Source organism: Bifidobacterium sp. KRGSERBCFTRI (assembly GCF_025908335.1).
This window is the reverse complement of record NZ_CP109653.1, coordinates 584,441-608,863: the sequence shown is the minus strand read 5'-3', so window position 1 is coordinate 608,863 and position 24,423 is coordinate 584,441. Positions and strand designations below refer to the sequence as shown.

The window sequence follows — 24,423 nt, the reverse complement described above, 5'->3', positions numbered from 1 at the left end:
AGCTCACTTCCCCATTGCCTTGCGATAGTCTTCGTATCCTGCGTTCTTGCTGAGCGCCTCGTCAATATCCGCATTGCCCTGTGCGGCGAGCCATGTGTACAGATCGTCGTACAGCGACGGGTTCATGGCCAGGAACGGCAGCAGTTCCGGGTGCCGTGCCATTTCGAACTGCTCCGAGAAGTCGTCGCTGCGCCGCGCGTCGTCCGAGGTGAACCCTGCCACCGAGACCAGCGGCTCCGACTTGGCGAAATCGCCGTTCGCCACCTTCTCGAACACCGATCCGGGTTCGAACGCCGGCTCGTATTCCCCCTCTGCAGACTCGTCCGTCTGCGGCTCGTCATGCCGTTGGAACCGGGAGTAGTCCACGTCCGCGGCATCCACCGTCACCGTCGCCACCTCGGGTGCGTTGTCGCCGCGCAATTCCTGTTCGTCCTGCGACACATCCTGCGCGGCGAGTGACGCGATGTCGCCGTTCACTTCCGTTTCCGACGCAGCTTCGTCGGAGGTGGTGCCCGCAGATCCGGAGGGTTCCTCATTCTGGCGCGATTCCTCGTCGCTTACGGGCGCCTGCTCGCTGGCTGCCGCGGATTCCTCCGCATTCCCGTCCGGCTCCTCAACAGCGGGTGCATTCGCAGATGGCTGCACGCTCTCGCCGTGCTCGCCAATGCCCTGCGCAGCGGGCTCTGCGGCGACCGGCTCGGCAGGTTCTTCCTGTGTCGTCTCCTCCGTGACGGAGGTCTGCTCCACCACGATCGACTCGGATGCGGCGTCTACTTCCGCAGCAGGCTCCGGCATGTTCTCCTGAGGCTGTGGCATGCTTCGCGGATGCGCCGAGGCGAGTTCGCTCACGCTGATCAGACGGTCGGCAGGCGCGCCGGCATGCTTCGGCTTGTCGGACATCTTCGGAATGTATGGGTGCTCCTGGGCCGCCGCCGGTTCCGAGATCTTGCCTTCGGCCACGTCCTTGGCATCGGCGAACAGATCGCGCGGCGCGGCATCACCGGCATCACTGTCGTCGAGATCCTGCATCGGCAACGGGTTGATCGGCTGCGTGAACGGCACGAACGACTGCTGTTCGGCGTCATGCATGCGCTTGGCACGCGCGCGCACCATGCTCGCATTGAAAATGTCGGTGGGCTCTCCGGCACGCAGATTGAGAATGTCGTCCACCGACATGTCTGCCGCCTCGGGCTCGTTCGACGAACCCTCCACTGCATAGTCGAACAGATTGACCACCGGTGCGTCGTCTTTCGTGGAATCGTCGTCTTCAATGAACTTGGTGAAATCCACGGGCACGTCGCCGAACTGCACGTGTACGGAATCCGACTGCAGCGGATAATCGACTCCACTCTGCAGCCGCACGAGCTCGTCGCCAGCACGCACCACGAAGGTTCCGTTCGTGGAGTTCAGGTCACGCAGAAAGGCACGGCCATCGAGCGCCACCATAAGCTGGGCATGCCTTTTCGACACGGAGCGGGAGTCGTCGAGAATCTCGACGCGTCTCTTGCCGTCGTCCGGCAAGGGTCGCAATGGCTTGCGGCCGATCTCCACGGTTGTGCCGGGCTCCACACTCGCCAATTGTGTGCCGTCTACAAGAATCACCCACCTGGTTGTAGCACCCTGCTCGCTGCTCACCGTTGGCCACCCTTTCCTGCGTTCGCCGTCGTATTGGCATCTGCGATTCGCGCTCGCCTCTTGTCTGTAGCAATTCTACCAATCAAGTGAACAAAACCGTGCGACCGGAGCGATTGAGCGAGCTTTTCTCGCTACAGGGTAAGAAAAGAGGCCCCCGCATATCGATGCGGGAGCCTCTTGCAGCCTGAGCTGCGAACGCGGTGTCATGCGGCCAAGCCGCACGGATCACTTGAGTTCGACGGTGGCGCCAGCCTCTTCGAGCTGAGCCTTGGCCTTCTCGGCGTCTTCCTTCTTGGCGTTCTCGAGAACCGGCTTCGGAGCGCCGTCGACGAGGGCCTTGGCCTCGGCCAGACCGAGGTTGGTGATGGCGCGAACAGCCTTGATGACCTGGATCTTCTTGTCACCAACGGCGGAGAGGACGACGGTGAACTCATCCTTCTCTTCCTCGGCCGGGGCAGCGCCCGGAGCGGCGGCGGCGACAGCGGCGACCGGAGCGGCGGCTTCGACGTCGAACTTCTCTTCGAAGGCCTTGACGAAGTCGGACAGCTCAACGAGGGTCATCTCGCCGAAAGCTTCGAGGAGTTCATCCTGGGTGAACTTAGCCATTATGGCTTCCTTTCAATCATGGCGTTGACCGGATTATTGGGTTGTGGCCAACACCTCAAATTTTGTTGTTTTCCGGAAAATACAAGACTCACGCCGCGAGGCGATGGGTCTCAGGCAGCCTTCTCCTGCTTGTCGCGCAGGGCGTCGATCGTGCGAACGACCTTCGTGGGCAGCGCGTTGAACAGGTAGGCGGCCTTGGACATGGTGCCCTTGAGCGCGCCGGCGAGTTCGGCAAGCAGTTCCGGACGAGACTTGAGGTCTGCGAGCTGCTTGGCGCCTTCTGCGTCGTACACGGTTCCGTCTGCGAAACCGCCCTTGACGATCAGAGCCTTGTTGGTCTTGGCGAAGTCACGCAGCACCTTCGCGGCCTCAATGAAGTCTCCATCGACGAAGACAACGGCGGAAGGACCCTTGAGCATCTCGTCGAGACCCTCAATGCCAGCTTCCTTGGCAGCGATGCGGAACAGCGTGTTCTTTGCCACGGTATAGGAAGTATCGCGGCCTAGCTTTTCGCGCAGATCGGAGATCTGCGGAACGGTAAGCCCGCGGTACTCGGTCAGGTAGACTGCGCTGGCGTTACGGAACTGTTCCGTAAGCTCGGCAACCACCGCTTCCTTTTCGGGCCTCTTCATGGCGTTCCTTCCTAAGTCGGCCGTTGACTTCGGAACAAGCGCGGGCAAAAAAATTGCCCTGCACACAGGCAGAGCATCATCCAGCCGCAATCGGCTTCCCGGTGACGGGAGTATGTTTCTCAACCTGCGTTGGCTTGAACCAAATTATTGAACCGCTCGCACGGCTCAACCAACGGTCTGTGGTTTACGGGAATTAAGGTACACAGTCATCTCGACAAATGAACCATATGGGCGGATTTCGTGAACATCGGCGTGTCGCAACACTGCTATTGAGAACGATTCTCACTTTCTGCTAATCTGCAAACAGATACAGCGGCATTGCATATGCCGTTAGACTCGAAGAAACCCCGGAATGGAGAATGAATATATGAAGAGACTGTTGCGCACACTCACGATTCTGCTCGCCGCATTGGCCACAATATTCGCGGTGGCCGGCTGCTCGAACTCAAAGGCCGGAGATACCCAGATTGACAAGGAGAAGGTGATCACGGTGATCGCCTCGACGAACGTGTGGGGATCCGTGGCCAAGCAACTCGGCGGCCGGTATGTGGACGTCACCAGCATTCTCAACAACACCGGCACCGATGCGCACGATTACGAGCCTTCGACCAACGACATCTCCAAGTTCCAGCATGCGCAGGTCGCGATACTCAACGGCGCTGGCTACGACGAGTGGGCGGCGAAGGCGGCCGGCCAGTCCAAAGCGATCGTGATCGACGCGGCCGCCGCGGGAGGCAAGAAGACCGGCGACAATCCGCATGTGTGGTTCTCCGCCGCCGTACGCAACAAGACGGCGGATGAGATCACCGCCGCCTACATCAAACTCATGCCAAGCGAGAAGGCGGAATTCGAGAAGCTCAACAAGGATTGGCATACCGAGGAGGACGATCTCGAAGCGCAGCTTCAGACCGTCGCGCAGGCCGACGGCAAGATGCCGTACGGCGCCATAGAGTCGGTGGGCGACTACCTCGCGCAGGACATGGGCATGACCGACGTCACGCCGAAGGGATACAAGAACGCGACGAGCAACGAGAGCGAGCCCACGGCGTCCGACATCAAGAGCTTCACCGAGGCGCTCAAGAAGGGCGACATGAAGATGCTGATCGCAAATTCGCAGGAGAAGTCCCAGCTGAGCGACCAGCTGACGGACGCGGCGGACTCGGGCAACATCCCAGTGGTCGACATCACCGAACAGATGCCAAGCCAGTACAAGACGCTCAACGAGTGGCTGAAGGCGATCGCCGAGCAGATTCAGGCCACGCAGAAGAAGAAGTAATCGGCGCGAGCGAGACAAATGCAGCTGCAGTGGGGTGGATTGTCTCGCCAATCTACCCTCAATGAGATGAATCAAGTTGTCATGACCGGATTCGTCTCACTGAGACGCTCCATATGAGACAAACTAAGTTCCTGCGACTTGGTTCGTCTCGCTGACGCGCTCTAGGTGAGACAAACCCGGTTCTCATGACTTGGTTTGTCTCACCCAGCCGCTCACCCTGAGACAAACCAAGTACGCAGACAACTCAGCAGATTGTCTGGCGGCAAGCGGCTCACAACATACGATAAGGCCCCGGATAGCCGGGGCCTTATTTGATGCGATTCCGCTGCGGCCGTCAGAGCACGGCCATGCAGATGAAGTCGAGAATGAACAGCGCGGAGACGATCCACACGATCGGATGCACCTCGTTGGCCTTCTTCTTGCACACCTTGACGATGCAGTAGGTGATGAAGCCGCCAGCGATGCCGTAGGAGATCGAGTAGGAGAACGCCATGAACACGGCGGCGAAGAACGCCGGGATTGCCTCGGTGATGTCGTCCCACTTGACTTCCTTGAGCGAGGCGGCCATGAGGCAGCCGACGATCACGAGCACACCCGCGGTCGCAGCGCTCGGCACGGCGGAGATGACCGGCGCGAAGAACGCGGAGACGGCGAAGCAGGCAGCGACGATGACGGAGGTCAGGCCGGTGCGGCCGCCGGCGGCGATGCCCGCCGAGGATTCGACGTAGGTGGTGGTGTTCGACGTGCCGCAGATCGCGCCGATCGAGGTGGCGATGGAATCTGCGAACAGGGCCTTGTCCATCTTCGACGAGAAGCCATGGCCGTTCTCGAGCGACTCCTCATCGGCCTTCGAGAAGATGCCGGTGCGACGACCGGTGCCGATGAAGGTGCCCAGCGTGTCGAAGGTGTCGGACATCGAGAACGCGAAGATCGTCACCAGCACGAGCGGGAGCTTGGCCGGGTCGGAGAACAGCGAGCCGAAGCCCTCGCCGGTGAACAGGGCGCCGAAGGTCTGCGGCAGCTGCGAGAAGGTCTCGCCGAGCGAAACGGAGTTGCTCATGGTGGTCAGACCCATCGGGATGCCGATGACGGCGGTGATGATGATTGTGAGCAGCAGGCCGCCCTTGACCTTGAGGATCGTGAACACGATGGCGAGCAGCAGGCCGATGAGGAACAGCCACAGCACCGGGCTGTTGAGCGTGGCCATGCCCGGGGTGGCGCCGGTTGCGAGGCCCTGCCCGGCTGCCTTCGTGTCTTTCGGGGTGAAGGTGATGAAGTTGACGTTGAGCAGGCCCACGTAGGCGACGAACAGGCCGATGCCGCCGCCGATCGCCTGCTGGAGCGGTTCGGGGATGGCCTTGATGATCATCTTGCGCACCTTGGTCACGGTGATCAGAATGTTGATCAGACCGCACAGGAACACCATGGCAAGCGTTTCCTGCCAGGTGAAGCCCAGACCGAAGCACACGGTGTAGGTGAAGAAGGCATTGAGGCCCATGCCAGGAGCCTGCGCGTACGGGACGTTCGCGAACAGGCCCATGACGAGCGTGCCGATGATGGCTGCGATGATAGTCGCCAGGAAGACGCCGCCCCACGGCATACCCGTCTGCGACAGGATCTGCGGATTGACGACGATGATGTAAGACATTGCGAAGAACGTCGTGAGGCCTGCCATGACCTCAGTGGAAACCGACGTTCCGTTTTCCTTCAAATGGAAAAACTTCTCCATGAGTAACCCTGTATTCTTCTCGTGAACTCTTTTCTGCCGCCCCGCCGCAAACGACAGGACAGCTAAAAACTAGCACGGGTGTGTAAAACACGGTCGTTACATGGGCGCGTTATGCCACGGATATGCCCCCAGTCGGCCGCAGGTCTCCCGCTTCGTCGGTTGTCCGCGTTCCGTGGCGTTCCTCAGCAAGATGCCCCGCATCCGCCCAGCCCCACGGCACAGGAACAAACCTCTCTCTCAGCCGAAGCGGCCCGAAACGTAGCGCTCGGCCTCCTCGTTCTGCGGGTTGTTGAACATCGTCGACGTATCGGCGAAATACTCCAGGTGCCCGGGCTGCCCCACGGCCTTGAGGTTGAAGAACGCCGTATAGTCCGCGATGCGGGCGGCCTGCTGCATGTTGTGCGTGACGATGACGATCGTGTAGTCCTGCTTGAGCTCCTCGATGAGATCTTCGACAGCGAGCGTGGAGATCGGGTCGAGCGCCGAGCATGGCTCGTCCATCAACAGCACCTGCGGATGCACGGCCACGGCGCGAGCGATGCACAGGCGCTGCTGCTGGCCACCGGAGAGCCCGATGCCGGGGTTGTCGAGGCGATCCTTGACCTCGTTCCACAGATTCGCGCCGCGCAACGCCCACTCCACGAGGTCATCGGCATCCGACTTCGAGATCTTGCGGTTGTTGAGCGACACCCCCGCGAGCACGTTCTCACGGATCGACATGGTGGGGAACGGATTCGGCCGCTGGAACACCATGCCCACGTCACGCCGCACGGCCACCGGATCCACATCCTTTGCATAAAGGTTCTTGCCCTCGAGCAGCACGTCGCCTTTCACGTGGGCGCCCGGCGTGATCTCGTGCATGCGGTCGAGCGTGCGCAGCACGGTGGATTTGCCGCAGCCGGACGGCCCGATGAACGCGGTCACCTTGTTCGCGGCGATATGCAGATTGACATCCTCGACCGCAAGGAAACTGCCGTAATAGATGTTGAGATGGCGAATGTCGATTTGTTGTCCCATTCGTATTCCTTATCTAGGTGTGATGGTGTTGGCGTGCTATTTCTTCTTCGGCGCGAACACCTTCGCGACGATCCGTCCGATGAGGTTGAGGATGAGCACGATGACGATGAGCACGAGCGCGGCCGACCACGCACGCTCCATCGGTATGGCGGTGACGCAGCCGCTGCCGGCGTCGGCCGGGCAGTTCGCATGGTACTTCGAATACTCCTGATAGACGTACACCGGCAACGTGGTCATTTCACCCAAGAACAGATTCGCGTTCGTCGAGACGATGTAGCCGGCGGTCATGAGCAGCGGAGCCGTCTCGCCGATCACGCGGGCGATGGCGAGGATGGAACCCGACACGATGCCGGAAAGGGCGGTGCGCAGCACGACCTTCGTGATCGTGCGCTGCTTGGTCACGCCGAGCGCCAGCGATGCCTCCCGCAGGTCGTTGGGGACGATCTTGAGCATCTCCTCTGTCGTCTTCACCACGGTCGGGATCATGAGCAGCGACAACGCCACCGAGCCTTCGAAACCGTTGAGCGTGCCGGGACCGACGAGGATCGCGAACATGGAGTAGGCGAACAGGCCGGCCACGATGGACGGGATGCCACTCATCACGTCGACGAGCAGGTGGATCGTGCGCGCGAGCTTGGATTTGCCCGCGTATTCAATCAAGTAGACCGCGCACATCACGCCGATCGGGATCGAGATGACCATCGCGCCCAGCGTGATCTCCAACGTGCCGATGATCGCATGGAGGATGCCGCCGTAGCCGCCCGACGGCGTCTGGTTGCCGCCGATCACGTTCGTCATGTTGTGGCTGAGGAAATCCCAGTTGAGTCGGCGTATGCCATGCGCCAATGTCGTCCACAGCACAGAGATGAGCGGGATGAGCGCGACGACGAACGCGAGGATGATGAGCGCGCGCATCACCATGTCCTTGCGTTTGCGCGCGGCGGTGTACGAACGCGTCGGCTTGAATTTGTCGAAGTCGATCACCGGTGCCGCATCGGCGTGCGGCGTGGACTGCGGTTCACTCATCATTTGCTCGCTTTCTCGGTGATGCGGCGTGCCAGCAGATTCACGAGGAACGTGATCACGAACAGCACGAGACCTGTGCCGATGAGCACGGAGACGCCGATGCTATCGGCCTCGGGGTATTGCGCGGCGATGTTCGCGGCGATTGTCTGGTTCTGCGAGGCCTGCAGCAGTTTGAACGAGTATTTGAGGCCCGGCGAGAGGATCATGAGCACGGCCATCGTCTCGCCGAGCGCACGACCAAGGCCGAGCATCGACGCCGAGATGATGCCCGAGCGGGCGAATGGCAGCACCGACATCTTAATCATCTCCCACTTGGTGGCGCCAAGGCCGAGGGCGGCCTCCTCAAGCAGCTTGGGGGTCTGCAGGAAGATGTCGCGCGTGATCGACGTGATGATCGGCAGGATCATGATGGCGAGCACGAGTGCCACCGTCGCCACGGTGCGCGGCGGGTTCGAGGCCGGGCCTGCGAAGATGGGGATCCATCCGAGATGCTCGGCGATCCAGTTCCAGAACGGATAGATTGCCGGGACGAGCACAAGGCCGCCCCACAGGCCGTAGATGACGGACGGGATCGCCGCGAGAATGTCGACGATGTAGCTGAGCATGGCCGCGAGGCGTTTGGGCGCATAGTGCGAGATGAACAGCGCGATGCCTATCGAGACGAAGAACGCGATGATGAGCGCGAGCGCCGCCACGAGCACGGTGCCGAACAGCAGCGGGCCGACGTAGCCCCAGAAGCTCGTCGCCTTGCCGCCGGTGAAACTCGAGATGACGTCGCTGTTCGTCCGCTGGTCTCCGCCGATGAGCGGCCATGCGCGGAACAGCAGGAACAGCGCGACTGCGGCGAGCACGACGAGGATGAGTATGCCGCATGCGTAGGCGATGCCGCGGAAGATGCGGTCGGCTTTCTCGCCGCTGACCGGTTTCGTCAGCGACGAGTCTGCGGCTGGCTGTGCGGGTGGTTTCGGTGCCGATGACATATGCTCACTTCACTTCCATGGCGTCTATGGATTCACGCACGTATTTGGCGATGTTGGCGGGCAATGGCGCGGATCCGGTCGCGTTCATCGCCTGCGCCTGCCCTTCCTCGCTGGTGACGTAGCTCAGCCAGGATTTGGCGAATCGCGCCGTGTTCGCATCCGTGTAGGCGGGGCATGCGATGTCGTACGAGACCAGCACGATCGGGTAGGCGCCCGTCACGCGGGTCGTATGGTTGATGTCGAGCACCACACGGTGTTTGCCAGGAACGGATTTGTCGAGTGTGGAGTCGGCGACTGCCTTCGAGGCGGCCTCGGCCGAGATCACGGTAGGGGTGTCGCCCACCTGCACCGCGACGGTTCCCATGCCTCCCGCCTGGGAGAAGTCCGCATAGCCGATGGTGCCGTTCGCCTGGTCGATGGTGCTGATCACACCCGAGGTGCCTTTGGCGCCTTGCCCGACGTCGTTGGGCCAGTTCTCCGAAAGCTCGTACGGCCAATCGGCCGGCGCAGCCGCCTTGATGTATTCGAGGAAATTGAGCGTGGTGCCCGATTTGTCGGAGCGATGCACGACGGTGATCGGCAGATCGGGAAGGCTGAGTCCGGGGTTCTGCGCCGTGAGCTCGGCATCGTTCCACCGTGTGATTCTGCCGTCGAACACCTTCGCGATGGTGGCCGCATCCATGTTGATGTGTTTGCCGGCATCGGAGACGCCCTGCAGATTGAACACGATGGCGAGCGGCGAGATGTACACCGGCACGTCGAACGCGCTTGCGCCGGCGCATACCGATGTCGACTCCTCGACCTGTTTGGCATCCAGTGGCTTGTCAGAGGCGGCCCATACGGTCGCCCCGGTGAGGAATGTGGCCACGCCGGCACCTGAGCCCGACGGATTGTAGGAGATTCGCGCATCCGGATTCGTCTTCTGGTAGCCGGCCACCCATGCCTCGACCGCCGTTTGCTGCGAGGAGGCCCCTGCTCCTGCGAAACTGCCTGAGATCGACGAGGCGTTGGCGACCGGGCGATTCGCCGGATCGGTGTTGTCTCCGCACGCCGTGGTCGTGGCAATGAACGCCATGCCGCACAGTGCCGCGAGCACGCGCCGTGCAAGATTGCTACGCATGTGGTTTCCTTTGGTCACGATGCCATTGTATCCAACCAATTCAGTGTAGAGGAGGGTGGGGAGTCGTATTGAGGCGAACGGTGAATTTAGCGTGAACGTTCGTCGCAGATTCTGTACCCGAGACCGCGCACCGTCGTCAGCAGTGCCGGATTCGACGGATCGGCCTCGATCTTCGCCCGGATGCGCTTGACATGCACGTCGAGCGTTTTCGTGTCACCCACGTAATCGCTGCCCCAGACGCGGCCGATCAGCTGCTGTCTGGTGAGCACGCGGCCCTTATTGCGCATCAGGTATTCGAGCACCTCGAATTCCTTGAGCGGGAACTGGGTCAGTTCACCGTGAATGCGCACTTCGTGCGAGGCCACCGACATCTCGATGGGCCCGCATGTAAGCGTCTCATCGTTCCCTCCGGGTGTTCCAGAAGCCCGTGGCTCGAGACTGCGACGCAACACCGCATGGATCCTGGCGAGCAGTTCGCGGAAGGAGTACGGTTTGGTCACATAGTCGTCGGCACCGATTTCGAGCCCTACGATCACATCATTCTCGGTTGATTTCGCTGTCACCATGATGATCGGCACACGGCGCAGCTCGTGCATGCGCCTGCAGAGTGTGGTGCCTGAGATGCCGGGCAGCATGAGGTCGAGCAACACGAGGTCGAACTCCATCTCCTCATACAGCTCCCACGCCTCCTCCCCGGTGGCGGCTCCATGGGCCTCGTACCCCTCACGGGTGAGCTGGTAGAGCAATGGGTCGAGGTAGGAAGGTTCGTCTTCCACCACGAGAATGCGCGTCATCTGTCGGCCTCCTTGCCTGTTCCGTCCGGATCGCCCTCGGCATCCGCATCCCGATTGCATGGGGTGTCATCGTCTCGCATCGCCAACGGCAACATTACCGTGAATGTGGACCCCTCCCCTGGTTTCGACCATACCTCGAGTTTGCCCTGATTGGCCAGAATGTGATGGCTGGCTATTGACAGACCAAGCCCGGTGCCGCCCGTCAGCCGCGAGCGCGCCGGGTCCACCCGGTAGAACCGTTCGAAAATGCGGCCCTGCAGTTGCCGGGGTATGCCGATGCCGTGATCGACGACGCGAATGCGAGCCTGGTCTTCCCCGCGGGAGACCTCCACAGTGACCTCGGCATGTTCGGGTGAGTAGTTGATCGCATTCTCCACGAGGTTCTTGAGCGCGATATGCACCGCCGCCGCATCGACCGTCACCGGCAGCGGATGATTCTCGCCGGCGTCATCGCGCATGCGCACCATGGTATGGCGTGCCCCTGCGGTGACCTCGGTGTCGATGATCGCCTGCCGTACGAGTTCCCGCGCATCCACCGTGCGTCGCGTCGTGGCCCGATCGCCGTGCATGCGGCCGAGTTCGATGAGTCTGCGCACGAGGCCGTCGAGCCGTTTCGCCTCGACACCGATTCTCGCGGCGAAATGGCGGATCATGTCGACGTCGTCGCCGGCATCGTCAATCGTCTCGGCCAGCAGCATGATCGCGCCGACCGGCGTTTTGAGCTCATGCGACACATTGGTCACGAAATCACGCCGTACGCGGTCCACGCTGCGTCGGTACCCGGTGTCGGCACAGACCACCGTCACCCGATCGTCGGCCGTGCACTGCGCGGTCACGGCCACATGCAGCCGCTGCGAATCTCGGGCGAGTTCGAGCTCCCGTTCCACCGCCGCGTCGGATTGCGCCGCCTCCTGCACGAGATCGCGAATGCCGGCGTCCACGATCAGACCGTCCACGCTCAGGCCACGTTCAATGGCCGCCTCATTCGCGACGAGCACATTGGCGCTGGAATCGGTGACGATGACGGCCTCCTCGAGCATCGCAAGCATGCGGCGTTCGCCATCCACGGCATCGGCATCGGCATGCCCGGCGAACAACGCGGCCTCACTGGGCTCCCGCTCGCGCTCCCGGTTGCGACCGGCACGGTAGGCGATGGCATAGCCCCCAGCTATGAGCAGCACGCCCATGGCAATCGCCATGGCAATCTCACCTGGTGTCATGACGCCCTTCCATCGCGAACCGGTGCCCCATTCACATCCCGCGCAGAATCCGCACAACGAGACGGGCCGCCGTATCGGCGTATTCGGAGATGTCGAAGTCCTTGAACTCCTCGTAGTCGGTGTCGGCAGAGTCACTCATGGCGCGGATGACGAGCGCCGGCACGTCGTTGCGCGCGGCCACATGGGCAACGGCCGCGCCTTCCATCTCGACGGCGTCCGCATGCGTCTGTTCGATGACCTGGCTCACCTTCTGCGGCGTGTCGACAAAGTAGTTGCCGGAGGCGATGGTGCCCTGGATGTGGTTGATGCCCATCTCGTCAAGGGCGCCCTCGGCGATCTGAAGCAGTGCCGGGTCGGAATGGAACTCGCTGGTGCCCGGCTTCCACTGGCCCACCAGGCGCATGTCGGTGTCGAGGTAGCGCAGCGTCTTGCCGAGCACAATGTCGTTGATGTGCAGGCTCTTGTTGAGGTTGCCGGCGATGCCGGAGAAGATCACGGCCTCGGGATGCACCAGGTCAATGAGGAACTGCGTGGTGGCGGCCGCGTTCACCAAACCCATGCCGCCCACGGTCACGGCGACGTCGAGTTCCTCCCCCGCATCGGTCGTCAACGTGCCCCGGGCGACACTGAGGCTCGCACGCTCGGTCACGGTCATGTTGTCAAGCGAGTCCGCGATATGTGCGGCTTCCTCGTCGAGGGCGGAAATGATGGCGACGGTCTGCATGGTTCTCCTTCGCTGCAAGCGCATACGGCAATCGATATCACCCGAATATACTCCGCGGTTGGAACGCGGGCGGCTGCGTCAGCGGTTCCAGCGGCGGGTGCGCACGGCATCGGCGAGCGTGTGCAGCAGCTCGTCGGTGACCGGCCAGCTCAGGCACTTGTCGGTGATCGACTGGCCATAGGTGAGTTCGGCGAGCGGTGCCGGCGCCTGATTGCCCCCCACGATGAAACTCTCCATCATCACACCGCTGATGCCCCGCTCGCCGCCTGCGATGCGTTCGGCGATCTCGCGCACCACCTGCGCCTGCCGCACGTCGTCCTTGCCGGAGTTGCCATGCGAGCAGTCGATGACGAGCCCATGCGAGGCGGCCGCCTCGTCGCCCATCTTGTCGCGAATGGAGGCGAGCGCCTGCGCCACCGATTCGGCGTCGTAGTTCGGGCCGGAGCTGGAACCGCGCAGCACCACATGGCAGTCCGGATTGCCGAGGGTCTCGACGGCGCAGGCTCGCCCGCGGTGGTCGATGCCGAAGAACGTGTGCTGGTCCTCGGCTGCAATGCAACTGTTGACGGCGGCTTTCACCGAGCCGTCGGTCGCGTTCTTGAAGCCGATCGGCATGCTCATGCCGCTGGCCAGCTGGCGGTGCACCTGGCTTTCCGTGTTGCGCGCGCCTATGGCTCCCCAGCTGACCGCGTCGGCGATATACTGCGGACTGGTCGGTTCGAGGAACTCGGTGGCCGTGGCCACGCCCGCGCCAAGCACATCGAGCAAGGTGCGTCGGGCGAGCAGCAGCCCTTTCTGAATGTTGTGCGAGCCGTCGATGTCAGGGTCGTTGATCAGCCCCTTCCATCCCACCGTGGTGCGCGGTTTCTCGAAGTACACGCGCATGACGATGAGCAGGTCCTCCCCGAGTTCATCCTTGAGCGTGCGCAGACGGTGCGCATAGTCGAGCGCGGCCTTCGGGTCGTGTACCGAGCACGGGCCCACGATCACCAGCAGACGGTCGTCCTGGCCGTACAGGCAGGCGCGCACCTCGTCTCGCGAATAGGCGACGATGTCTTGCATCTGCCGGGTGAGCGGCAGTTCCGCGAGCACCTGCGCCGGTGTGGGCAACGGGTCGAGTTCGAGCACGCGTCGGTTGATGATGCGGTCCACGCCGGCCATGTCTTCCCATCTGGGCACATTCTCGAGCACCACCAGCGGATTCTTGCCTGCGGCGATGGCGTGCTGCACCTGGCGCATCTGCTCATGCGTGTAGGTGAGGCCGTTCCCTTGCACTATGGCGTCCTTCTGCTCCTTGGACATCGGCTCGTACGGATTCTCGCTCATGTTCCTCCTCACTGTGCCACAATATAGCAAATCCGCGGGGAATGCGCGGGCGTGCCGAATGGCGGCGCGCGCTCATGCGCAGAACGCGTTGAGGAACATCTGCAAATACGCCTGCATGCCGAGTTGGTTGGGGTGAATGCCGTCGTCGTACAGGTAGTCGTCGCGCCCCTGTGACGTGCCCGACCAGTCGATGATGCCCACATTCGGGTTTCGTTCCGCCATGCCGATGAACGTGGCGTTGTTGCCGGGCACCCAGTCGACCGGCGCGCGCGTCGTCGCGAAATACAGCGGTCTGCCGCCCGCGAGGTCAATCACCTGCTGCGCCATCTGCTCGCTCACCGGACCGTTCGTGCCGAGTGCGAACACGATGACCTGCGGATCCATGCCGCGTGCGAGATCGTCACGCAGGATCTGCACGCCTTGGTCGAATTGGCGACTCACCGCACCGTCGATCGTCGCGTTCGGGAAATGCTCACGAAGCGTGTCGGAAACCCCTTCGGTCACCGAGTCGCCGATCATGAGCACCTTCGCCTGGCAGACCATTGCCTTGCGGTCGCACGCCCAACGCTGCGGCTCCAGATTCGCCGGCACCTTGAGCGCCTTGACCACCGGCGGCGCCACTTTGGGCTTGGCCTGCGCATTCGGCTTGCCGCTCGAGTCCTTGTGCTCTTTGCCGTTCTCCTTACTGGTTTCAGATTCGCGCTTCTGCTGCTGCGCGAGCCGTTCACGCGCCTGCTCGGCGGTCAGCGCGAGCTCGGGACGCGCCTTGACGGAGCGCGCGTGCGCAATGGCTCGCCAGTCGAGCGGCAGGGCCATGACGAAGGTCATGACGACGCCAACGATCGTCAGAATCCATGCGCTGGTGCGCAATCTGCCCGCACCCACGGAGGTGATGCGGCAACGCATCCACGGCAGCCACGGGGTGCCCGTCAGCGCTTCGACAATCTGGTAGAACGCCTCGCCTGCCATAAGAATCACCAGGAACTGCCCTATCCACTCATACCAGGGTATGCCGGTGGTGCGCGTGGCCGGGTTCATCACCTCGAGCAGCGGGTAGTGCACCAAATAGAGCGAGAACGAACGCGAACCCAAGTAGCGCAACGCCTTCACACCGAGTATGCGGCCAACCCGTGCATCCTGCATGCTCGCATACAGCAGCACGGCACTCACCACCGCGAAGAACAGGAAACCGCCGTGGTACATCCATGCGGCACGGGCATCCACCAGCAGGAATCCGAGAGCCAATGCCAGAGCGCAGATACCCGCTGCCACAACGCCCAGATCGCCACGCCGCAGCACCGCGTGATATCGGCCAATCTGTCTGTCGAACACGATTCGCCCGTCGGCTGCACGCCGTTCCTGATCACTGCGCGAGGCGCTGTCGTGCACGAGCATGGCGAGCAGCACGCCCACGAGAATCTCGGCGGCACGGGTGTCGAGTCCGTAATACAGACGCGAGGTGTCGGCCTCTGGCCGGTATAGCATCATCATCTCGAGCGTGCCGGCGGCGATGAGCGCGCCCAGCACGCCGACGCGCACCCAGTGCCTGCGGCAGTGCAGGAACAGCGGAATGAATAGGAGCGGCCACAGCAGGTAGAACTGCATGATCAGGCTCGTATACCACAGGTGCGTGAGCGGCGAGGGCAAGCCGGCCGCATCGAAATACGAGAGCTTGCGGAAAATGAACGACCAGTTGCTATAGAACAGTGCGCTCGGCACGGCATCGCCGCGCATCTTCAGAATAAGCGGCGGCGCGCAGGCATAGACGAGCACGGCGGTCAGACCGATCGTCGAGATCACCGCCGGCCACAGCCGCTTCACGCGTCTGCGCAGGTAGTCGAACAGCAGGAAGCGATGGCCGTCCACCGCGTTCATGAGCGAACGGGTGATGAAGAAGCCGGAGACGACAAGGAATAACGTGACGCCCAGAAAACCGCCTTTGAGCAGCATCGGGCGTGCATGGTAGGCGATGATCGCCACAATGGCGATTGCACGCAGGCCGTCCACGCCGTTGAAATGGCGCGCCTGCGCAACGCCGCGTGGAACATCGCGTGAAACTTTTGTGCCGGCGGCCACTGGAAGATCAGGCGCGTTCGAAGCCTCCCCCTCCACCGCACGCGGCGCCCGGGGAGTGTGATCGTGCTGTGCCGCCCGGTCGATCGCACCGGCCGGCGTAGAGCCCTTACGAGCAAAGAACCTACGCATATTCCCTCATATGACACGAGTCCGATTCCCCACCCCACGCGCGGGCATGCCTCACGCGCGATGTGAATGGAAACTGTCACATATACTACCGTGCGGCACGACGCGCATTCACGGCCTGGGCGAGCTTACGCAACACCTCTTCGCTACGAGCCCACGGCACACAGGAGTCCGTAATCGACTGTCCGTATTCGAGTTGCGCCAACGGCGCCGGCGCCTGATGACCGCCCTTGAGGAAGGATTCCATCATGATGCCCAATATTCCACGTTCGCCACCGGCGATGCGTTCGGCTATGTTCTCGACGACGGCCGCCTCGACCACCTCGTTCTTGCCGCAGTTGCCATGGGCGGCATCGATGATGAGCCCATGCTTGCTGGGGCCTTCCGCCTTCGATTCATGCAGGTCGCGCAATGCCGCGGCCACCGACTCGGCATCGTAGTTCGGCCCGTGGTTGGAACCGCGCAGCACCAGATGGCAGTCCGGGTTGCCCTTCGTCTCGGCGGCGATCACATGGCCATCGAGGTTGATGGAAAGGAAATGATGTTCGAATGCCGCCGTGTAGCAGGAGTCGGCGGCGGGTTTGACCGAGCCGTCGGTCGCGTTCTTGAAGCCGATCGGCATGCTCAGGCCGCTGGCCAGTTCACGATGCACCTGGCTTTCGGTGTTGCGGGCGCCGATTGCACCCCAGCTCACCAAGTCGCACAGGTACTGCGGGGTGATCGGGTCGAGCCATTCCGTGGCCGCAGGCAGCCCCATACCCACCACATCGCACAGCACCTTGCGGGCGAGCCACATGCCTTTGCGAATATCGAACTCGCCGTCGATGTCGGGATCGTTGATCAGGCCCTTCCAGCCAATGGTGGTACGGGGTTTCTGGAAGTACACGCGCATGACGATGAGCAGATCGCGTTTGAGCTCATCGGCGAGCTCGGCCAGTCTGGTGGCGTATTCATGTGCGGCCTTCGGGTCGTGGATCGAACAGGGCCCCACAATGGCAAGCATGCGGTCGTCACGGCCATGCAGAATGTCGCGGATCTGCGCGCGCTGCTCGAGCACCTGCTTGCCCATCTGCTCGGTGAGCGGCAGCTCCTTGATGAAATAGCGTGGCGCGGGAATCGGATCGAGCTGACGAATGTTCACATCGACGGTCTCGGGCACCACCGCATTGGCGTCAAGCACCGAATCCTGTGAGCTGTCGGGCCCTCGCATCGCAGCCATCGCTACCTCTTTCCTCTTCCTTCCAATTCCGGCGAATAACTGTCCTTATATTAGGCGTTTGCCCAACACCGTGCAAAGCGATGTTGCAGAATGGACACATGGGGGGCAAGAAGCGGTTCATGGGTGGAACGGCTTCGAGAGGGACCGATGGCGGGGCGGGAGGCGCTCGTCACTGGATCGCAAGCGCCCTTGACGTTCCTCACACCTCCCGCCCCGCCATCGGCCCCTCTCGGCATTGCCACGCCATCAATGCATCCGTTTCCTCCCAGGGGAAGCTCGGGACAACAACGTTTCAGTCGGGCTGCCATGTGAGCGAAGCGAACGGCATGCCCCCGCGCGCTGCCCGTTTGGCTGAGGAACGTCAAGGGCGCTTGCGATCCAGCGACGAGGCCAAACGGGCAGCGCGCGGGGGCATGCCTGAACCTTTCAGGTCAAGTCCCGCTGCCGAGCAGCGACGGAAGAAAGGAGAACCTAGGCGAGGGCGCCCATCGGATCCCAGGCCGGCAGCATCTGGGCCGGCTCGTCGAGGGCCTTGAGGTACTCGTCGGGCAGCAGCGCCTTGGGCACGGCCACCTCGAACACGTACTGGTCGAACCAGTCGTCGCCCATCGTGAAGTAGCCCTTGTCGGCGATCTTCGTGCCCCACGAGTTCTCCACGCGCCAACGGCGGGTGGTCTTGTTGTCATCGGCCACGTCAACGCCCACGAAGGCCATTGCATGGTTCATCGCGGAGTCGGCGAAGCGCACACGCTCCTCCTTGTCCATCGTGAAGTCGTAGTCATACACCTTGCCGTACTCGAACAGGTCGGTGGCCCAGGCGCCGTCCTCACGGTCCATCATCGGATGGCAGTCGGCTCCGAACCACACCGGAATGCCCTGCTCCACCAGTACATCGCGCGCGCAGTCCTTCATGAACTGGATCGGCACGTTGAGGTATTCGGTCGGGTCGCCGCCGGCCACATTGTTGAGGTGCTCGATGCCGATCTTCTTGCCCTTGGCGTGCTCGTGGCGCGGATCGTCGACAAGGCAGACGTAGCTCTCCAGATCGGCGTCGCCCACATAGCGGTTCCAGAACTCGACCGGCGTGATCTCACCCACGCGGTGGAATTCGCCGTCCTTGTCGGTCCACTCCCAGTCGAAGCTCTTCGGCGGCTCGCCCAAGTGGATGGTGAGAATGCGGTGGCCGGCCTTCGTGGCCTGGAGAATGATCTCGTCGATGTGCTCCGGGCTCTTCTCCATCTGGGAGACGGCGGTGTGCAGCATGCGGCGCAGCTGCGTGTCGAGTTCGCCGGTGTTCTTCGACGATTCGGTCTCCGGGTACAGGTCCTTCGGCACGGCGCCGTACTTCTTGTACACGTTCATGGCCATGGTCCACTGGCCGCCGTCGCCCATCACATCGTGCAGCATGTGCTGGAACAGACGCGAGTCGGTCGGCTCGCCCTCGCGGATCAGGTTCGCGATGTCCTGCAGGAAGTAGTTGACGCGCTCGAGCTTGTCGAAGTACATCGCATAGTTCTGCGAGAACTCGAATTCCTTGATGTTCATGGTCTTCTTGGCCACATAGCGCGCCACGTTGAGCGAGCTGAACAGCCAGCAGCGGCCCGAGCGGTCCTGATGGGTGGCCTCGCCGTTGTCGAGCGACGTGGAGAAACGACGCTGCAGCAGGCGGGCACGGTCGTAGTTGCGCGCCACCTTGTTGATTCCTGCCGCGGTCACGGCGTTCATGGCCATCACATTGGACTTGCTGCCTTCGAATTCGCTGGTGAGATCATCGAGATCATGGCTGCTCAGTGGGCTGATCTTGTCGCTCATATGCTCCTCTGTTCCACTCGTCTGCTTCGTATGCTTGTGATTGTTCTTCTTGCCTGGTACCGGCTGTCTGCCACTGTACTCGCATATGAGAAAAGTCGCGCAGAGTGAATGCCGGAATACTCCGGCCGCTCTGCGCGACTATGCAATCGGATGATGATGTGCCCGTTTGGTTTTCGCGGGTCACTGCTCGTTGTTCGGCGCCACCGGCATGTTGTCGCTCGAATCGAACAGCGAATCCGCGTCGCCGGTCACATGGGTGTCGTCACTGATCGGTTCGTCGCCGTCAATGGCCTCCATCACCTCGGCTGCCGACGCAGCGGGAGCCTCCGGTGCCTCCGGGGACGGCGTGTTCGGATCCGCTGGAATGTCCACCGCCGGAACCTGCGCCTCATCGTTCGTGCCGGCGTTGTCGTCGTCCGCCGCGTTCGCCTGTGCTGCGTGATCGTGGAGGGCCGGGGCGACCGGCACCGTGACGTGCGACATCGGGTGCGAGGCCTCATGCTGAGCCGAATCGGAGGGATTGATGAGCATGGTGTTCGCCAGATCGCTGCGAACGCTGCCGTTGTCGGCCGGGGCCTGCGGAGTGTCCGAAGAGTCGTTGTCGCCAGCGACGGTGTTGACCACCGACATCGTGTCGGTCGAATGCTTGTCGATGCCGAAGCCGAAGCCTGCAAAGGCGTTGGCGAACATGGAGCGCAGTTCGGAGACGCGCTGCGTGATGTCTGCCTCACGGGTCTGCAGTTCGCCGATGCGCTTACGGAGCCCATCGAGCTCGGATTGCGCCGCCTTGCGACGGTCCTCGATCTGCTTGGAGGCCTCCTCGCCGGCCTTGCGCACGATCTCACGGGCCTCGGTGTCGGCCGACTCGCGCTTCTCGGCGGCGTAGGCGTCGGCCTCCTCGCGGGCCTGCTTGGCCTGCCCGATCTCCTTCTCGGCCTCCTCCTTGGCGCTCTTGCGGCTTTCCTCAAGGCTCTGCAGCAGTTCCTGCACCTTCTTGGTCGCCTCATCCTGCTGGGCGGCGATGTCGGCGCGAATCTGCTCCACCTCCGCATTCACCTGGCTCATCGTCTGCGTGCGGTTCACCTCGGCGGCATCGGTGATCTCCTGCGCATGCGCCTTGGCGGCATCGGTGATCTCGCCGGCCTTGCGCTGCGCCTCGGTCATGAGTTTCGACACCTGCTCGCGCACATCGGCCAGTTTCTTGTTGGCGTCGGCGAGCGCGGTCTCAATCTGGTCGTTCGTCTCGCTCTTGAGTCGCGCCATCTCCTCGTTCGCGCTTTTGCGCTGCTCGGAGATCGTCTTGGCGGTCTGTGCGCTCAGATCCGCGAGCTCACGCTCCTGCTGGGCGCGTTCGGAGGCGAGGCGCTTCTTGTGCTCCTCGCGCGAGTTCGTCAGCTCGAGGTCGAGCGCCTGACGCTGGTCGCTCACCGTCTTCGCAGTGGAGGCGCGCAGCTGCTCGGCTTCCTGACGGGCGTTCGTCACGATGGTGTTCGCCTCGCTCTGCGCGTTCTTGAGAATGGTGTCGGCCTTCGCCTGCGCGTCGTCGACCAGGTGCTGGGCGTCGAGTTTGGCGTTGTTCACGAGCGTCTGGGATTGCGACTGCGCTTCCGTGCGCGCGGAGGCCGCGTCCTTCTTGGCACGTTCGAGCAGCTCGGTGCTCGTCTGCTCGGCGGAGGCGAGCATCTGCTGGGCGTTGGCGCCCAGCGAGGCAAACGAGTTGTCGGTGTTCGCCTTGCGGTTCTTCTCCTCCTGCAGTTGCGCCTGCAGCTGCAGCACCGTGTCGTCGCCTGCCTTCACCTGTTCGCGCAAACGGTCGATGCTGTTCTGTGCCGCCAGCATCGCCTCGTCCACGCGCTCCTTGTCGTAGCCGCGCAGAACTACCGGGAAACGATCCACCATGTTCAAACCTTTCCGATTGCCGAATGCAAACGCATATATAACTGCACTTTAATGCGTCGGTCCGCGGAAAACGCGCAGACGTCCGCAAAAATCACATTGAGCGTATGTTTTGCAGATTACCCCACAGACATGCGGCAATCTGCAGGTGAGGGCGCCGACTATGCAATGAGCGTGTTCACGCCGATCGGTTTGACATAGTAGCGTGCGGTCTCGCGGATCACGTCGCGGCCGGCGCGAATCTGCTGGTCGAGCGTGAGCCCATGCTGCGAGTGTTCGCGCTCGTCCACGGGCGGCAGATTGACGAAGCCGCTCAGCGTGCGACCCTGGCGCGATGCCCAGTCCTGCAGCTTGTAGAACAGCGCGTTGCATACGAAGGTGCCGGCGTTCGAGCTGAGCGATGCCGGAATCTCGTCGGCGGCGAACGCACCGAGTATGGCGTTCAACGGCAACCCGGTCCAGTATGCTGCGGGGCCGGCCGCATTGATCACATGGTGGCTCGGCACCTTGTTGTCGGCGTCCGGCCGGTTCGTGTCTTTGACGTTGATGGCGCAGCGTTCCAGCAGAATGCCACGGGACGCCCGCTTCAGACCGGTCGCCACGACGATCTGCGGACGGTGCTCCTCGAGCGCGGCCTCGAGAATCGGCCACGCCTTGGAGAAACTGACCGGCATGTGCACGGCGTGCACGGTGATGGCGACGTCCTTGAGGTCGTCGTCACTGTCCATTGCGCCGCCCATGCCCTGTTCGGCAAGGGTGTCCGGCACGATCAGCGCCGGATTCGCCGTCACATCCTCATACGGGTCGAAGCCCGACATCACCACCGATAGTTCCTGCATGTCACTCGCCTTCGACGCCGAATGCCTTGCCGAACATGGCATGCAGCTGCTCCTTGGCGGCGCGCTGCCGTTCGTTCTGCGGCCCGCGCGGGGCGCCGGCAAGCGCATTCGCCAGCGCGCGGGCAAGCGGCATGTCGTCCTGCGTGGTCACCTTCATGTTGCGCGGCGATCCGCCGACGATCGCAACCGGCTGGTCGGGCAGATAGTCGACGACCACGCGGGTGTCGTCGGTGGGCCGGAAATCCGGGTCGCCGGCCGCCTTCGCATAGGCGTCGCGGATTGTGCCGAAGCGGAAGGCCTGCGGGGTCTGCGCGCGGAACGAATGGCGGCGTTCGGGCACCGACTGGATCACCTCGCGGTCACCCAGGTCTTGTGTGAGCAGAATCGTGTCGGTGGAGGGGCAGGCCACGGTGGCCGCCGTGAACTCGTCGAGTGCGTCGATGCAGCCGTCGATCTCCTGACGGGAGACGAACGGGCGCACGGCGTCGTGGATGAGAATCTTGGCATCCTGCGGAATGCCGGCGTCGGCGAGCGTGGTGAGCGCGGCCTCGGTGGAATCGCTGCGCTCGGCGCCTCCGGTGATGATCGCGCGCACCTTGGCGTATGAGGCATCGTCAATGAGCTGCTCGACGGCCTCACGCACGGTGTTGTTCACCACGACAACGATGTCGTCCACATGCTCGTCGTTCTCGAATGCCTCGATGCTCCATGCGACGATCGGCTTGCCGTTCAATGCCACCAGCTGTTTTGGCTTTGCGGGGTCGAAACGGACGCCCGAGCCGGCGGCGAGCACGACGGCGACCACGGGGACCTTGGTTTGCTGAGTCATGTTGTATCCAATCTGTGTATGAACATTCAGGAACGCACAATGAGCGCCAGCATGCGGCCCTCATGCCTCTTGTGGGCGAGTTCGGCGCGGCGATGCGAGAACCACAGCGGGTTCTCCAGCGTGCACATGCTGTAGCGAATGCCCTTGATGCGCTCCTCAAGCGCCGGGTCTCCCTCGTTGTCCTCACGGCACAGCTCCTCGAGCTCGGCGTCTTGCGACAGGTACTGCGTGGCGGCATTGACGCGCGGCTGCGAGGAGAAGATGCGGTCGTCCTTGATCCCGGCCTGGTGCAACTCCATCAGCGCCGCCTTGTTGAGGTCGATGCCGGGGCCGCCGAAGCGGGTCAGCGTGAAGGTGCCCGGGAACTGCGCGTCGAATTCGTCGGCGATCTGGTCGCCCACCTCGTAGCAATCGCCGCAGATGGCCGGGCCGAGCGTGGCGACGATGTTCTCCTTGGAGGCACCTTTCTTCACCATCATGTCGACGGTGGCGGCGATCACATTGCGCTGCAGGCCCTTACGCCCACAGTGTGCGGCGGCGACGACCCCGGCCTGCGGGTCGGCGAACAGCACCGGCAGGCAGTCCGCGGCGAACACACCAATGGCGATGTCCTTGCGGCAGGTCACCTGGGCATCGCCCTCGATCACCTGCACTTCGGCGTTCTCGGACTCAACGTCGTCCACCACCGGCTCGCCCGCACGCTTCGCCTTGGCCTGGGCCTCGGTATGGGAACCGGATGCGTCGAAACCGAACGGCTTGTTCTCGGTATAGACCTCGTCGATGTCCACCGACTTGCCCGAATGCACCTGGTCGATGAGCGAGAGCTTCACATGGAGTTCGTCGGCAAGCGCCTCGCGGTTGCGCTCCACAGCAACGGGGTCGTCGCCGGACTTGCCTCCAAGATTGAAGTGCGCCCATTCCTCGGCGCTCACGCCTCCCAGACGGGTGGTGTAAATGACGGTGATGCCGGGCGAGAGCACCACCGGAATCGTCACTGGAATCGGGTTGCCCTCGTCGTCGGTGGGTTCGATGGCCGAGCTGTCGAGAATGGCATCGTCATAGGTCTTGCCGTCGGCGTCCTTCCCCCCTTCGCGTGCGGCCTTGTCTTCCTGCTCCACGGTCTTCTGCCCATGCGCCTGCACCGCCTTGAGCAGGTCATCGAGATTGATCTGCATCGGCTTGGGTGCCGCGTTCGCGTTCTGTTCATCCGTATGCTGTTCTTGTTCACTCATACGTCACACAATAGCCGCCAACGCCAACCGCACAAGCGCCTTCAGCTCTGGTCTAAGCATCCTGCGCCCCTTTGCACACATCCTGTCGCGTCTTCCTGCGGCCACTTTGCACAGTTCGGCTCGAAAATGTCGTTGAGGCACGTTCCTCACCGGCCGAATCGTGCCCACCTGCACGAAATGACCGACCGACGAGCCGGACCGAAAGCATCTTCGACAATCCTGCCCCACCCATTGACCTCTTTCCGCATTGCAGCGCAAAATGGCCAATGGGCAGCGCTGTCCGTCGGCCAATCTGCGCCCAATGCACAC

General features: G+C 62.6%; 20 protein-coding genes. 1 reads left to right on the top strand and 19 read right to left on the bottom strand.

Translation table 11 applies throughout. The features are described 5' to 3' along the window. Positions 1-3: 3 nt before the first annotated feature. The 3 genes from OGI63_RS02425 to rplJ all read right to left on the bottom strand — a co-directional run bounded on the left by OGI63_RS02425 (position 4) and on the right by rplJ (position 2,873). A complete protein-coding gene (locus OGI63_RS02425; RefSeq protein ID WP_012619698.1) occupies positions 4-1,635 on the bottom strand; it encodes an FHA domain-containing protein in 1,632 nt (543 codons plus the stop codon). Positions 1,636-1,860: 225 nt separating this feature from the next. Beyond that, complete coding sequence (gene rplL / locus OGI63_RS02420; protein WP_004268512.1) at positions 1,861-2,241, bottom strand: 50S ribosomal protein L7/L12; 381 nt, start codon at positions 2,239-2,241, stop codon at positions 1,861-1,863. A gap of 110 nt (positions 2,242-2,351) precedes the next feature. After that, the gene (gene rplJ / locus OGI63_RS02415) at positions 2,352-2,873 is read right to left on the bottom strand and encodes a 50S ribosomal protein L10 (protein ID WP_004268511.1); all 522 of its coding nucleotides are present in this window, start codon (positions 2,871-2,873) and stop codon (positions 2,352-2,354) included. A 352-nt stretch (positions 2,874-3,225) separates the two neighbouring features. Here rplJ and OGI63_RS02410 point away from each other — a divergent pair, with 352 nt between their 5' ends. Beyond that, positions 3,226-4,149 carry a metal ABC transporter solute-binding protein, Zn/Mn family gene (locus tag OGI63_RS02410; protein WP_004268510.1) on the top strand — a complete coding sequence of 308 codons (924 nt, stop codon included), beginning with the start codon at positions 3,226-3,228 and terminating at the stop codon, positions 4,147-4,149. 334 nt (positions 4,150-4,483) lie between these two features. Here the strand turns inward: OGI63_RS02410 and OGI63_RS02405 are convergent, their stop codons facing one another. From OGI63_RS02405 to OGI63_RS02330, 16 genes are all read right to left on the bottom strand, one after another. Beyond that, complete coding sequence (locus tag OGI63_RS02405) at positions 4,484-5,878, bottom strand: NCS2 family permease (protein WP_004268509.1); 1,395 nt, start codon at positions 5,876-5,878, stop codon at positions 4,484-4,486. Between the two features lie 237 nt (positions 5,879-6,115). Beyond that, positions 6,116-6,895 carry a phosphate ABC transporter ATP-binding protein PstB gene (pstB, locus tag OGI63_RS02400; RefSeq protein WP_004268508.1) on the bottom strand — a complete coding sequence of 260 codons (780 nt, stop codon included), beginning with the start codon at positions 6,893-6,895 and terminating at the stop codon, positions 6,116-6,118. Between the two features lie 36 nt (positions 6,896-6,931). Further along, entirely contained in the window at positions 6,932-7,924 is a 993-nt protein-coding gene (gene pstA / locus OGI63_RS02395) for a phosphate ABC transporter permease PstA (RefSeq protein WP_004268507.1), read from the bottom strand. Next, positions 7,921-8,901 carry a phosphate ABC transporter permease subunit PstC gene (gene pstC / locus OGI63_RS02390; protein ID WP_004268506.1) on the bottom strand — a complete coding sequence of 327 codons (981 nt, stop codon included), beginning with the start codon at positions 8,899-8,901 and terminating at the stop codon, positions 7,921-7,923. The genes pstA and pstC overlap by 4 nt, the downstream gene beginning before the upstream one ends. 4 nt (positions 8,902-8,905) lie before the next feature. Next, entirely contained in the window at positions 8,906-10,021 is a 1,116-nt protein-coding gene (locus OGI63_RS02385; RefSeq protein ID WP_004268505.1) for a phosphate ABC transporter substrate-binding protein PstS, read from the bottom strand. An 86-nt stretch (positions 10,022-10,107) separates the two neighbouring features. Next, entirely contained in the window at positions 10,108-10,815 is a 708-nt protein-coding gene (locus OGI63_RS02380; RefSeq protein WP_004268504.1) for a response regulator transcription factor, read from the bottom strand. After that, positions 10,812-12,035: a sensor histidine kinase gene (locus tag OGI63_RS02375; protein WP_004268496.1), complete on the bottom strand. Its 1,224-nt coding sequence runs from the start codon at positions 12,033-12,035 to the stop codon at positions 10,812-10,814. Before OGI63_RS02375 ends, OGI63_RS02380 begins: the two co-directional genes overlap by 4 nt. A gap of 31 nt (positions 12,036-12,066) precedes the next feature. Then, a complete protein-coding gene (gene mtnN / locus OGI63_RS02370) occupies positions 12,067-12,759 on the bottom strand; it encodes a 5'-methylthioadenosine/S-adenosylhomocysteine nucleosidase (RefSeq protein WP_004268494.1) in 693 nt (230 codons plus the stop codon). A gap of 78 nt (positions 12,760-12,837) precedes the next feature. Beyond that, positions 12,838-14,085: a 3-deoxy-7-phosphoheptulonate synthase gene (locus OGI63_RS02365; RefSeq protein ID WP_004268493.1), complete on the bottom strand. Its 1,248-nt coding sequence runs from the start codon at positions 14,083-14,085 to the stop codon at positions 12,838-12,840. A 72-nt stretch (positions 14,086-14,157) separates the two neighbouring features. Next, complete coding sequence (locus OGI63_RS02360; RefSeq protein ID WP_004268492.1) at positions 14,158-16,161, bottom strand: acyltransferase family protein; 2,004 nt, start codon at positions 16,159-16,161, stop codon at positions 14,158-14,160. A 214-nt stretch (positions 16,162-16,375) separates the two neighbouring features. Further along, the gene (locus OGI63_RS02355) at positions 16,376-17,506 is read right to left on the bottom strand and encodes a 3-deoxy-7-phosphoheptulonate synthase (RefSeq protein ID WP_004268491.1); all 1,131 of its coding nucleotides are present in this window, start codon (positions 17,504-17,506) and stop codon (positions 16,376-16,378) included. Positions 17,507-17,977: 471 nt separating this feature from the next. Next, complete coding sequence (locus OGI63_RS02350; protein WP_004268489.1) at positions 17,978-19,318, bottom strand: C1 family peptidase; 1,341 nt, start codon at positions 19,316-19,318, stop codon at positions 17,978-17,980. A gap of 180 nt (positions 19,319-19,498) precedes the next feature. Then, positions 19,499-21,217: a hypothetical protein gene (locus tag OGI63_RS02345; protein ID WP_004268488.1), complete on the bottom strand. Its 1,719-nt coding sequence runs from the start codon at positions 21,215-21,217 to the stop codon at positions 19,499-19,501. 158 nt (positions 21,218-21,375) lie between these two features. Beyond that, positions 21,376-22,053, bottom strand: a complete 678-nt coding sequence (locus OGI63_RS02340) for a pyroglutamyl-peptidase I (RefSeq protein WP_012619694.1) — start codon at positions 22,051-22,053, stop codon at positions 21,376-21,378. Between the two features lies 1 nt (position 22,054). After that, positions 22,055-22,882, bottom strand: a complete 828-nt coding sequence (locus OGI63_RS02335) for an IspD/TarI family cytidylyltransferase (RefSeq protein ID WP_004268485.1) — start codon at positions 22,880-22,882, stop codon at positions 22,055-22,057. 26 nt (positions 22,883-22,908) lie between these two features. Beyond that, positions 22,909-24,114, bottom strand: coding sequence for a polyphenol oxidase family protein (locus tag OGI63_RS02330; protein ID WP_004268483.1), 1,206 nt, complete (start codon positions 24,112-24,114; stop codon positions 22,909-22,911). Between the last annotated feature and the right edge of the window lie 309 nt (positions 24,115-24,423).